The 12,081-nt window shown below is 60.6% G+C and carries 11 protein-coding genes; all 11 read left to right on the top strand.

Annotated features, from left to right (window positions below; all coding sequences use genetic code 11):
- Positions 1 to 63 precede the first annotated feature (63 nt).
- Positions 64 to 1,128, top strand: a complete 1,065-nt coding sequence (locus tag ACIROW_RS08645; protein WP_402274188.1) for a chemotaxis protein — start codon at positions 64 to 66, stop codon at positions 1,126 to 1,128.
- A gap of 90 nt (positions 1,129 to 1,218) precedes the next feature.
- A complete protein-coding gene (locus ACIROW_RS08650) occupies positions 1,219 to 1,590 on the top strand; it encodes a response regulator (RefSeq protein WP_402274191.1) in 372 nt (123 codons plus the stop codon).
- A gap of 8 nt (positions 1,591 to 1,598) precedes the next feature.
- Complete coding sequence (locus ACIROW_RS08655; RefSeq protein WP_402274194.1) at positions 1,599 to 1,937, top strand: STAS domain-containing protein; 339 nt, start codon at positions 1,599 to 1,601, stop codon at positions 1,935 to 1,937.
- Positions 1,934 to 4,129 carry a chemotaxis protein CheA gene (locus tag ACIROW_RS08660; protein WP_402274197.1) on the top strand — a complete coding sequence of 732 codons (2,196 nt, stop codon included), beginning with the start codon at positions 1,934 to 1,936 and terminating at the stop codon, positions 4,127 to 4,129. The genes ACIROW_RS08655 and ACIROW_RS08660 overlap by 4 nt, the downstream gene beginning before the upstream one ends.
- A gap of 82 nt (positions 4,130 to 4,211) precedes the next feature.
- Complete coding sequence (locus tag ACIROW_RS08665; RefSeq protein ID WP_402274957.1) at positions 4,212 to 6,008, top strand: methyl-accepting chemotaxis protein; 1,797 nt, start codon at positions 4,212 to 4,214, stop codon at positions 6,006 to 6,008.
- 39 nt (positions 6,009 to 6,047) lie between these two features.
- Complete coding sequence (locus ACIROW_RS08670; protein WP_402274200.1) at positions 6,048 to 7,655, top strand: methyl-accepting chemotaxis protein; 1,608 nt, start codon at positions 6,048 to 6,050, stop codon at positions 7,653 to 7,655.
- Between the two features lie 11 nt (positions 7,656 to 7,666).
- Positions 7,667 to 8,224, top strand: coding sequence for a chemotaxis protein CheW (locus tag ACIROW_RS08675; RefSeq protein ID WP_402274202.1), 558 nt, complete (start codon positions 7,667 to 7,669; stop codon positions 8,222 to 8,224).
- A gap of 78 nt (positions 8,225 to 8,302) precedes the next feature.
- Positions 8,303 to 9,133 (top strand): CheR family methyltransferase, encoded by an 831-nt coding sequence (locus tag ACIROW_RS08680; RefSeq protein WP_402274204.1) that lies wholly within the window; start codon positions 8,303 to 8,305, stop codon positions 9,131 to 9,133.
- 7 nt (positions 9,134 to 9,140) lie between these two features.
- Positions 9,141 to 9,710, top strand: coding sequence for a chemotaxis protein CheD (locus ACIROW_RS08685; RefSeq protein WP_402274206.1), 570 nt, complete (start codon positions 9,141 to 9,143; stop codon positions 9,708 to 9,710).
- On the top strand, positions 9,707 to 10,843 hold the full coding sequence (locus ACIROW_RS08690; protein WP_402274208.1) for a chemotaxis response regulator protein-glutamate methylesterase: 1,137 nt from the start codon (positions 9,707 to 9,709) through the stop codon (positions 10,841 to 10,843). Before ACIROW_RS08685 ends, ACIROW_RS08690 begins: the two co-directional genes overlap by 4 nt.
- 1 nt (position 10,844) lies before the next feature.
- A complete protein-coding gene (locus ACIROW_RS08695; RefSeq protein ID WP_402274210.1) occupies positions 10,845 to 12,080 on the top strand; it encodes an EAL domain-containing protein in 1,236 nt (411 codons plus the stop codon).
- The last annotated feature ends 1 nt before the right edge of the window (position 12,081 follow it).

Raw genomic sequence — 12,081 nt, forward strand, 5'->3', positions numbered from 1 at the left:
GGAGGCGATGTGGGGGTCGTCCCGCCGGAACCATCAAAAATCAAACATTCAGATTGGAACATCGTGAAGTCGAATTACCGCGCCTTGCTTATGTTGTGGGGGACCAATGCTCTTTTGCTCGCGCTGCTGGCGCCGCGATGGTGGCAAGGTGTCATCGCCGGTGCGCTGATCGCAGGCGTGGCCTGGGTGCTTGGGGCCAGTCCGGCGCAAGCCGGCGGGCAATCGGCGGTGGACGTTCCCTCTTCCCATACAAAGGAGCCGGCAACCCGGGCGTCGGATCTGCCGGTGCTGGTGCAGGCGGTGGTGCCGGCCTGGCGCAACAACGTGCAACTCGCGCGCACCCAGACGCAGGAAGCCATCGACAAGCTCACCCAGCGTTTCGTCGGCATCCATCAACGCCTTGGCGGTGCGGTGAGCCTGGCCGAAGGCGGCAAGAACGGCGACGTCCTGCAAGTCATTCAGAACGCCGCTCAACAGCTCGGCGGCATCGCCGACGCGCTGGAGCAAGTGCTGACCACGCGCGACGCCTTGCTGCGCAAGATTGAAGCGCTCAGCCTGCACAACGACGACATTCGCCAGCTTGGTCTGCAGGTCGAGCAAATCGCCGGTCGCACCGGCGTGACCGACCTGTTCTCCGACCAGGCCAGCTGGACCGAGCTGGCGGCCAGGTCCGCCGAGACGGGTCGTCAGATCGTCAGCAAGACCAAGGCGGTCCAGCAACAGATCCAGTCCACGCATTTGTCCGCCAACCAGCTGGATGCAGACGCCGGCCGCATGGTCGACGACTCGCGCATGGTGATCGATTCGGTCATCGCCGATTTCCGCCAATCCGCGGACAAGCTCAGCGGCACCGTCGGCCAGCTTGAAGAAGAAAATCGCGAGGTTGACCAGGAGGTCTGCGACATCCTGGTCAACCTGCAATTCCAGGATCGCATCAGCCAGATCCTTGATCACGTCCAGCTCGACATGGTCAAGCTGACGGGACTGGTGGAGAGCGCCGCACCCTTGCCGCCCAGCGCGGCATGGCTGTCCGATCTCGAAAAAACCTATACCACGCAGGAGCAACGCCAGGTACACGCCGGCCAGCAGGCCGACAAGTCAATGCAATCACAAGTTGATTTCTTTTGAAGAGGATGGCATGCATGCACGAACCGAGTTTTTTTCACGCCGCGGGCAGCACGGGCATTTCTGCAACGACTTCTTGCGGGGATCGCTGACATGAGTCCCAAGACCATTCTCATCGTTGACGATTCGTTCAGCCTGCGTCAGACCATCAGCATCGCGCTCAAGGCTGCCGGTTACGACGTGGTCGAAGCAATCGACGGCCGCGACGCGCTCAACAAGCTCGACGGCCGCAAATACAATCTGATCATCTCCGACGTCAACATGCCCAATCTGGACGGTCTGAGCTTCGTGCGCGAAGCCAAGCAGAACCCGAGCTACAAGTTCACGCCGGTGCTCATGCTGACCACTGAAAGCGGCGATAAGCGCAAACAGGAAGGCAAGGCCATCGGCGTGCGCGCCTGGGTGCACAAGCCGTTCCTGCCGCCGGTGCTGCTCGACGCCGTGGCCAAGTTGGTGACTCCTTAGGACATGACATGCCATTGACGCAAAGCACGCGCGACGGACATTTGCTGCTGCTGGTGAGCGGAGGCTTCACCATATTCCAGGCAGCCGAGTACAAGCCGCAACTGCTGGGTGTGCTCGATGGCGCCGACGATGTGCTGGAGCTGGATCTGAGTGCCTGCGACGAGCTCGACACCGCCGGTCTGCAGCTATTGCTGCTGCTCAGGCGCGAGGCCGCCGCGCAGTACAAGCAGCTGTTGCTGAGCGGTGTCGGCCCGGCCGTGCAAAGCGTGTTGAACATGTTGCAACTGCAGGATCTGATGCGGGCCGATTCGACTTCGTCGTCAACTTCGTTGCAGGGGCTGGCATGAAAAAAGATGCCGCCCGCGACGCTCTGGTGCAGGAAGCGCGCGAACTGCTCGTCGCCATGGAAGCGGCGTTGCTGCAGATCGAAAGCGATGGCGCCAGCCGCGACGCGATCAACGCCATCTTCCGTGCGGCGCATACGATCAAGGGGTCGGCGGGACTGTTCGCTTTCGACAGCATCGTCAGCTTCACCCATCTGCTGGAAAACGTCCTCGATAAGGTGCGCAACGGCATCGTGAAGCTTGATGACGCCATGATGTCGCTGCTGCTCAATTGCGGCGACTACATGAGCGAGCTGGTCGACGCCATCGCCGAACTCAAGGAAGAGCAGGATCCCGATCCGGTCCGGCGTGCCGAACTGGAAGCAACACTCAATACGTACCTGGCGCATGTCGCGCAACCGCAGGCGGAAAGCGTCGATGTCGCTGCAAACCTTGTCGCTGACGTGGCCACGCCCGATGCACCGGGCGCAGCAACCGACCCCGGCGCGGTCTCCAATCCGCATTGGCACCTGTCGTTGCGCTTCAGTCCCGACGTCTTGCGCGACGGTCTTGATCCCTTGTCCTTCCTGCGCTATCTGCTGACGATGGGCAGCATGGTCTATGCACATGTGATCGATCTCGCCATTCCGGCCGCCGATGACATGGACGCGGAACTCTGTTATCTCGGCTTTGAAATCGGTTTTTCCAGCACGGCCCGGCGCGAGGAAATCGATAGCGTCTTTGAATTCGTGCGCGAAGACAGCGACATCATCATCCTGGCGCCGCACAGTCAGCTCACCGAGTACCGGAGCTGGCTGCAGAGTCTGCCCGAACGCGAGGAAGTCGCGTTGCATCTGTTGCAGTCCGGCGCCCTGAACGCTATTGAATGGCGTCAGCTGCAAATCGACACAGTCGATGTTGTCGATGCCGTCGCCGAGTCCGATCCGCATGCCGTGACAGCGTCGCCGATTTCTGCACGCATGCCTGCCCTGCGTCAGAAAGTCGGAGACGAAAAGAAAAACCTGGAACAGAAATTCATCAAGATCGAAGTCTCCAAACTGGATCAGCTGATCGATCTCGTGGGCGAACTGGTGATCGCCGGCGCCGGCGCCAGCCTTGTGGCCAAGCGCAAGAAGGATCAGCGTTTTGAAGAAGCGACACAGGTGATTTCCGGATTGGTGGAGCAGATACGCGACGCCGCGTTGACGCTGCGCATGGTGCAGATCAACGAGGTATTCCAACGCTTCCCGCGTGTCGTACGCGACATGTCGCGTGAGATCGGCAAGAACATCGAATTGATCGTCACGGGGGCCGACACCGAACTCGACAAGTCGATGGTGGAAAAGATCGCCGACCCGCTCATGCATATCGTGCGCAACGCCATGGATCACGGCATTGAATCGGCGGAATCGCGGCGCGCCGCCGGCAAGCCGGAGATCGGCGTGTTGCGCCTTAACGCGACGCATGAATCAGGCAGCGTGGTGATCGAAGTATTCGACGACGGACGCGGCCTCGACAAGGAGCGCATTCTGCGCAAGGCGGTCCAACAGGGACTGGTGACGGCAGATGCGGGTTTGTCCGAACGCGACATATTCCGCCTGATCTTCGAGCCCGGATTTTCTACCGCCGAGCAAGTGACGTCGCTGTCCGGTCGCGGCGTCGGCATGGACGTGGTCAAGCGCAACATCGATGCGCTGCAAGGCGAGGTCGAGATCTACAGCAACCCCGGTCAGGGCACGATGGTGCGCATTCGCCTGCCGCTGACGCTGGCGATCATCGCCGGCTTCCAGGTGGTGGTGGGCGGTGCGGTGTTCGTCATCCCGCTCGACCTGGTGGTGGAATGCATCAACCTGTCCAGTCATCAGGTGCACAACAACGTGGTGACGCTGCGCGACGAGCCGCTGCCGTTCATTCCCTTGCGTGAACTGTTTGACCTGCCGCAGCGTGAATCGGCGCGCAAGAGCCTGGTGATCGTCCAGTACGGGCCGTTGCGTGCGGGCCTGCTGGTCGACAACCTGTTGGGTGAATGCCAGGCGGTGATCAAGCCGCTCGGCAAGCTGTTCAGCAAGGTGAAGGGGTTGAGCGGATCGACCATCCTCGGCGATGGGCGCGTCGCCCTGATTCTGGATGTGCCGCATCTGATCGCGCATACCGGAAGGATGGAACAGGCCGAGGTAAGACGTACCGAGAGTCGCATGAGCGCGGCGAATGACTGACATGAACAAGCAGGTGCGCGTGAAGGATTCCATCCACCGCGACGCCGACCAGAAAGACAGAATGCAGAACAGGGGAGTAGTCATGAAAAACAAGTTGACGCAACGAATGAGCATCCGCCAGCTATTCGTCTGGCTGGTGATCGTGCTGGCGGTGCTGATGGGATCGATCGTCAGTGTCACGCGCGCGCTCAAGGAGGCCAATACCAATCTCGACCTGGCGCACGAATCGCGGTACTACTCGTTTGTTCTGGCCAACGAAATGCGGCGCAGCTCGGAAGACCTGACCAAGTTCGGTCGCGCCTATGTCACGACGGGGGACCCCAACGACGAAGAGCGTTACTACATCGTGCTCGATATCCGTAACGGCAAGCGTCCGCGTCCGAAGAACTATGAGCGTGTGAATCTTGACCTGGTGATGGCCAAGCAGCTCAACGCCATGCCGGCCGATCCGGCGGTGCCGCTGCTCGACCTGATGAAGCAGGCCGGCTTCACCGCACCGGAATTGGCGAAAATGCAGGAAGCGAAGGTCACCTCCGATGCGTTGACCAAGACCGAGATTACGGCGTTCAACGCCGTCAAGGGGCAGTTCGATGACGGCGCCGGCAACTTTACCGTGACCGGTGCGCCCAACCAGGCAATGGCCCAAGAACTGATGTTCGACCAGAACTACCGCGCCATGGTAGGCCGCATCATGGTGCCGATCAATGACTTCCTGCGCATGGTAGATGAGCGCACGCAGCGACGCGTGAACGTCGCACAGGCGCGCTATTCCGAACTGGAGATGGTGATCTTCTCGCTGCTGGGCGCCTCGATGCTGCTGTTGCTGGTGTGCCTGTTCTTCACCTACCGCGTGATTCGTTCGCAACTCGGCGGCGAGCCGCGCGACGCCATGATCGTGCTGCGCAAGGTGGCCGAAGGCGACCTCACGGTCAAGGTGCCGGTGTCGGACAAGGATACCGGCAGCGTCTTGCACAGCACCCAGCAGATGATCGCCAAGTGGACCGCCGTGATCGGCGACGTCAACGGCACCGCCAGTTCGCTGGCGTCGGCGTCGGAGCAGATCTCGGCGTCATCGCAGGCGCTCAGCAAGAATGCTTCGCAGCAAGCGTCCAATGTGGAAGAAACCAGCGCCTCGGTGGAAGAGATCACCGCCACGATCGCGCAGAATGCGGAGAACGCCCGCGTCACCGACAGCATCGCCAGCAAGTCCGCCAGTTCCGCCGTGGAAGGCGGTGAAGTGGTGCGCGAAACGGTGATGGCCATGAAGCAGATCGCCGGCAAGATCGGCATCATTGACGACATTGCCTACCAGACCAATCTGCTGGCGCTGAACGCGGCCATCGAAGCGGCGCGCGCCGGCGAGCACGGCAAGGGTTTCGCCGTGGTCGCGGCAGAAGTGCGCAAGCTGGCGGAACGTTCGCAGACTGCCGCGCAGGAGATCATCGCGGTTGCCGAGAACAGCGTCAGCCTGGCCGAAAAAGCCGGTCATCTGCTGGATCAGATGGTGCCGTCGATCCGCAAGACCGCCGATCTGGTGCAGGAGATTTCCGCCGCGTCGCGCGAGCAATCGGCCGGTCTCGAACAGATCAACAACGCCGTGCACCAGATGGCGCAGACCACGCAACTGACGGCGTCGGCATCCGAAGAATTATCGTCCACCTCCGAAGAAATGAGCGCGCAGGCCATGCAATTGCAGGAGTTGATCCTGTTCTTTCAGGTCGGTGAAGAAAAGCGCCCGCAGTCGAAGAAAACATCCAAGCCCGGCAAGGTGGTCAACGAGCCGCCCACGATCAGCACAAAGTTCGTCAAGCCCGCCCGCATTTCGATGCTGGACGGCGGCGACGATCCGATTGACGAATCTTCGTTCAAGCGCTTTTGACCGGCACGCCACGATAGGTTGAGGCGAGGAGGAATTGTGATGAAGCTCTCCAGCAAGCTCGCAGTCTGTTTTGCTTTCGGTGCGCTGCTCACCGCCGCGGTCGGGGCCGATGGCGTGGTCAACCTGTTTCGCGTCAATGCCATGTTGCAGGAAATTTATACCGTCAATCTGCTGACGATCGTGAACCTCAACCAGACCAACAAGGTCGCGGTCGAGATTGCCATGTCCCTGCAAAACATGGAGAAATCTGAAGAACCTGTGGAGCGGAAACGCATCGCCGATGTATTGAAGTACCGGCTGGACGATCTCGGGCAAGCCTATGCGAACTACAAGACGACCACGGTCCTGAGCGATCTGGAACGCACCCTGCAGCGACAAGCTGATGTGCTGATCGACGGCTATGTCAAACGTGTTGAGCAACGGCGCGATCAGTTGTTGCGCGACCAAGACGCCAAAGGGAATCCTGATTCGCTGCGCATTGAATCCGATAGCCTGCGTTCACAGCTGGCCGCGCTGGTGGACGAGAACGTGCGGCAGGCGACAGTGAACAAGACCAAGGCGGCGACGCTTGAGCGCCGGACGCTGGAAGAAGTTGTCGCAGTCACCGCGCTCGCGCTGTTCATCGCGCTGGCATTGGCGCTGTACACGCGCCATACGTTTGCGCGCCAGATCGGCGGCGATCCGCGTGAAGTCATGCGCATATTGCGCAAGATCGCCGATGGTGACCTGACGGTGCAGTTTGCCGTCGGCAAGAAAGGGCAGGGCAGCGTACTGCACAGCGCGCAGCGCATGCTCGATCAGCTTGCGCTGGTGCTCAGGGACGTCAATACGGCGGCGGTGACGCTGGCCTCGGCGTCGGGACAGCTGACTTCGGCCGCCGAACAACTCAGCAAGAATTCATCCCAGCAGGCGGCGGATTCCGAAGAAACCAGCAGCGCCATTGGTCAGATTTCGGTGACGGTCAGCCATAACACCGCCAACGCCAATCACACCAATGCCATCGCCAGCGAATCGGCACGCGCTGCGACCGAAGGGCGTGAGGCCGTACGCGAGACGCTGGAAGCCATGCATCAGATTGTTGCCAAGATCGGTGTCATCGACGATATCGCCTATCAGACCAATTTGCTGGCGCTCAATGCTGCGATCGAAGCGGCGCGCGCCGGTGAGAACGGCAAGGGCTTTGCGGTGGTGGCCAACGAAGTGCGCAAGCTGGCCGAGCGATCGCAGATCGCCGCCCAGGAAATCGTCTCGGTGTCGGACCACAGTGTAGGCCTGGCCGAGAAGGCGGGCATGCTGCTCGAAGGCATGCTGCCATCGATCCAGCAGACCGCCGACCTGGTCGAGGCGATCTCGCTGTCGGCGCGCGACCAGAACGCCAGCCTGGTGCAGATACACAGCGCCATCGGCCAGATCACGCAAGCCATCCAGCTCAATGCGGTGGCCTCCGAAGAATTGTCAGCGACGTCGGAAGAAATGAATGAGCAAGCCCATCAATTGCGCGAACTGATGGGCTATTTTTCACTGGGGGCGCCTGATGAAGAGCGTGCCTCAGTGCCGCCGGAGCCGCCGGTACGCGAAGGAAAATATCTCGGCGGTGGCGCTGCAGCTGCCGATGGAAAAATGGAAACGGTGTTGTCGGATGTTTGAGGAGTACATGCATGCCAAGTTTGTCGCTTAACGGCGAATCGTCGTTCGCCAGGACGCAGCATCAGGAACCGGTGCAGAGCCGCCAGTTCCTGACCTTTGTGCTGGGCGAAGAGTTGTTCGCCATGCCGATTGAAGATATTCGCGAAATCATCGAATTCAGCAGCCTCACCGAAGTGCCGCTGATGCCGAATTTTTTACGCGGCGTGATCAACCTGCGCGGCGCCGTGGTGCCGGTGATCGACTTGTCGGTGCGCTTCGGCAGGGCGCAGACGCCGGTCGCCAAGCGCACCTGCATCGTCATCATGGAGCTGATGCAGGAGCAGCAGGGCCTGCTTCTGGGCGTGATGGTGGATGCGGTGCGTGCAGTGCTGACCGTCGAAGATGAAAAGATCGAGCCGCCGCTGTCGTTCGGTGCGCGCCTGCGCGCCGACTTCATCGAAGGCATGATCAACATCAAGGACAGGTTCGTGGTGGTGCTGGACGTCAAGGCGGTGTTGTCGGTGGATGAGTTGTCGACGCTGATCGGCATGGCTGCCGTCGAGGAAATGTCGACGCCCTCCGGACAGTAGAAATTAAAAAAGGCGCCGCCTGCCGTCGGCGGCGCCACGAAATACGAAGCAGGCAATCGTTAACCGGGGATCACGCAGATGAGTTCCAGCATCGAGTCAATGGCACTGGATGTCAGCGATCAGGAAATGCTGTTGTTCCAGCAGCTCTTCAGAGAGCACATCGGGCTGTACCTGCCTTTCTCGAAGAAGGCGCTGCTGTGCAGCCGCCTTTCCCGTCGCCTGGGCGAGCTGAGCCTGTCCAGCCTCAAGGAATACCACTCGCTGATTTCGCGGCCGCAGGAAGAGGCGGAGCGTCAGCGCGCGATCGACCTGATCACTACCAACGAGACCTATTTTTTCCGCGAACAGAAGCACTTCGACGCCTTGCGCGACGATATCCTCCCGGCAATCGACCGGCGCCATCCGCTCAAGGTATGGAGCGCCGCCAGCTCGACCGGCGAAGAAGCCTATTCCATCGCGATGGTGCTGGACGATCATCGCAGCCAGCTTCCGTGGAGCATCCTCGCGTCCGACATCAGCCAGCGCGTGCTGTCGTTCGGCCGGCGCGCCCTGTATCCGATGGTGCGCGGAGAGTTGATCCCGTCGTCGTATCTGTCGCGCTATTGCCTGCGCGGCACCGGTGAGTACGACGGCCATTTCCTGATCGACCAGAAGATCCGCAAGCGCGTGAACTTTGAGCAGCGCAATTTGATGAGCCTGCCGGTTGAGATGGATGGGCAGTTCGACGTCGTGTTCCTGCGCAACGTGATCATCTATTTCGATTTTCCGACCAAGGTCGATGTCCTGCGTTCCGTGGTGAACAAACTGCGTCCTGGCGGCTGGCTCATCGTCGGTCATTCCGAATCGCTGCACGGCATGCCGCTTGAGTTGCAGATGCACGCACCCTCGATCTATCGGCGGCTGCCATGAGGCTGCCATGACTCAGCGCATCTTCGTCAATCTGGGAGAAGTGTATTTCGGCCAGGGCGACCTGCAGGTCGAGACGCTGCTCGGCTCTTGTGTGGCGATCACGCTGTGGCATCCGGTGCGACATTTCGGCGGCCTCTGTCATTTCGTCTTGCCGGAGCGCAGGCATTCCCCCCGGCTGGACGCCAACGGTGAGCAAGTGCACGAAGCGCCAGACGGCCGGTACGGCGATGAGGCTTTATCGCGCTTGCTGGAGCAGGTTCGGGTGCATGGCACGCGCATTGCCGATTACACGGTCAAGGTCTTTGGCGGCGGCAACGTGCTGGGCCTGCCGCCGACCAAGCTCAGGATAGGCCAGGCCAATGCCGATTTTGCACTCGACATCCTGCAGCAGCATCACATCCCCGTGACGGCGCAGGATGTGGCGGGCGAGGGTTATCGTTACCTGCGTTTCGATCTCAACAATGGCGACGTCTGGGTCAGGCGGGGCCATGGTGTCTCGCACGACATGGAAAAAGTCCCTGCTGCAGCCGCAGGCAGACCGCTACGCACTGCAGCGTTTGGCAAGGAGCAGACATGACGATCAAGGTCATGATAGTCGACGATTCGTCGGTCGTACGCCAGGTCATTCAGGATCTGCTGGAGCCCTGTCATGACATCAGCGTCATTGCCACGGCGCCGGATCCGATTTTCGCCATGGCGAAAATGCGGGCCAACTGGCCCGACGTCATCGTGCTCGACATTGAAATGCCGCGCATGGACGGCATCACCTTCCTGCGCCAGATCATGGCGATACGGCCGACGCCGGTGGTGATCTGTTCATCGCTGGCCGAGCGCAGCGCTTCGGTGACGATGGAGGCATTGGCGGCGGGCGCAGTCGGCATCATCACCAAACCGCAGCTGGGCATACGCGACTTCCTGCAGGATAGTTCGGATGACCTGATCGCAGCGATACGCGCTGCCGCTCAGGCCCGCTTGCGACGTGCGCCGACCGCGTCGAATGCGACCGGGGGCCTGAGTTTCGGCAACGAAGTCGAGCGCAATGCGCGCCATGATTCCGTCGCGGCAGGCATTGCCGACGGCAGCAGGCTGACGGCCGACGCGATGCTGGATGCGCCCGGCTACCTCGACGGCCTGATTCCCGTTACGCCGAAAATCGTCGCCATCGGCGCCTCGACCGGTGGGCCGCAAGCGCTGGAAAAAGTGCTGCGTGATTTGTCCGAAGAATGTCCGGGCATCATCATCGTGCAGCACATGCCGGAGAAGTTCACACTCAGTTTCGCCAAACGCCTCAACGCCATTTCAGCCATCGAGGTCAAGGAAGCCGAGCACTACGACCTGGTGTTGCCAGGACGCGCACTTGTTGCGCCGGGCGGGGCCCATATGATGGTCAAGCGCGATGGCGTGCAGTACTATGTAGAGGTGGTCAACGGCCCTCTCGTCAGCCGTCACAAGCCATCGGTGGACGTCTTGTTCCGTTCCGTCGCCAAAGCTGCCGGCAAGAATGCAGTGGGTATCATCATGACCGGAATGGGCGACGACGGCGCGCGCGGCATGAAGGAGTTGCACGACGCAGGCGCGTCAACCTATGCACAGGATGAAAACAGTTGCGTGGTCTTCGGCATGCCTAAAGAGGCATTGGCGCAAGGCGGCGTAAGCGATGTGATTTCTCTTGAGAACATGTCTTCCGTGATCAACCAACATGGCTACTAACATGACGCCCTTTACTATTGAGACTTTGCTGATTGTCGACGACAGTCCTCTGCAACGTTTGCACACCGTGGGCCTGATGCGCGATCTCGGTGTGGAAATGATCTACGAAGCCGGCGACGGCCAGGAAGCACTCGATTTGCTGGGGCTGTTGAAGTTGCCGCCGAGTCTCGTGATCGTCGATCTCGAGATGCCCGGCATGGACGGCGTCGAGTTCATCCAGCACCTGCAGGAAAGAAAACTGAATTTCCCCATCATCGTCGCCTCCAGCCGCGAGACATCCCTGCTGGCGTCAGTGGAGACCATGATCGAGGCGCTCGGCATGCACGTGTTGGGCGCGCTGCAAAAGCCGCTCAATCAGGAAAAGATCCTCGGCGCGCTGAAATCATTCGACAGCAATCTTGCCCTCCCGACGAAAGACGATGCGCTTCCCGCCGTGTGCGAAACGGAACTGGCGGCGGCGATCCGCAACGGCGAAATCATCGCCTTCTATCAACCCAAGGTGGATATCCGCACCGGCATGCTCAAAGGCGTCGAAGCATTGGCGCGCTGGATGCATCCGGCCAACGGCATGGTGCCGCCCGATCGTTTCATTCCGCTGGCGGAGAAGAGTGGCCTGATCCATGAGCTGACCTTGTCGATGCTGACGCAGGCGATGGCGCAGGCGGCGCTATGGAACGAGCGCGGATTGCCGCTGAAGGTGGCGGTGAACCTGTCGCCGTTGTCGCTCGACATTCCCGGCTTCGTGCAGAAGATCGTCGACCTGCTGGCGCAGCATGCATTGCAGGCGGATCAGATGGTGCTGGAAATTACCGAAGGTTCGGTGGTGGCCAATCTGGGCACGGCGCTCGGTACGCTGGCGCGGCTGCGCCTCAAGGGTTTTGGTTTGTCGATCGACGACTACGGCACCGGCTTCTCGTCGATGCAGCAGCTGGCGCGCATCCCTTTTACGGAACTCAAGATTGATCGCTCATTCGTGCACGGCGCGCATTCGCGCCAGAACTTGCGCGTGATTTTGCAATCCGCGCTGGACATGGCCAGGCGTCTGGAACTGGTGACCGTGGCCGAAGGTATCGAGACAATCGAAGACTGGCGTTTGCTGCAAGAATCGGGATGCATGATAGGGCAGGGTTACCTGATCGCGAGGCCGATGCCGGCCAACGATTTGCCGGTATGGCTCAAGGGACACCATCGGCGTTTGGGTGAACTGCGTCCTCCGGCAGGCGCTGTCGAGACCTGAA

Origin of the sequence: Herbaspirillum sp. NPDC101397 (assembly GCF_044767325.1) — a bacterium.
GTDB lineage: Bacteria > Pseudomonadota > Gammaproteobacteria > Burkholderiales > Burkholderiaceae_D > Herbaspirillum.

Coding starts and splice junctions, on each gene's coding strand:
- ACIROW_RS08650 (WP_402274191.1), top strand. CDS start 1,219: ATGAGTCCCAAGACCATTCTCATCGTTGACGATTCGTTCAGCCTGCGT.
- ACIROW_RS08655 (WP_402274194.1), top strand. CDS start 1,599: ATGCCATTGACGCAAAGCACGCGCGACGGACATTTGCTGCTGCTGGTG.
- ACIROW_RS08660 (WP_402274197.1), top strand. CDS start 1,934: ATGAAAAAAGATGCCGCCCGCGACGCTCTGGTGCAGGAAGCGCGCGAA.
- ACIROW_RS08665 (WP_402274957.1), top strand. CDS start 4,212: ATGAAAAACAAGTTGACGCAACGAATGAGCATCCGCCAGCTATTCGTC.
- ACIROW_RS08670 (WP_402274200.1), top strand. CDS start 6,048: ATGAAGCTCTCCAGCAAGCTCGCAGTCTGTTTTGCTTTCGGTGCGCTG.
- ACIROW_RS08675 (WP_402274202.1), top strand. CDS start 7,667: ATGCCAAGTTTGTCGCTTAACGGCGAATCGTCGTTCGCCAGGACGCAG.
- ACIROW_RS08680 (WP_402274204.1), top strand. CDS start 8,303: ATGAGTTCCAGCATCGAGTCAATGGCACTGGATGTCAGCGATCAGGAA.
- ACIROW_RS08685 (WP_402274206.1), top strand. CDS start 9,141: ATGACTCAGCGCATCTTCGTCAATCTGGGAGAAGTGTATTTCGGCCAG.
- ACIROW_RS08690 (WP_402274208.1), top strand. CDS start 9,707: ATGACGATCAAGGTCATGATAGTCGACGATTCGTCGGTCGTACGCCAG.
- ACIROW_RS08695 (WP_402274210.1), top strand. CDS start 10,845: ATGACGCCCTTTACTATTGAGACTTTGCTGATTGTCGACGACAGTCCT.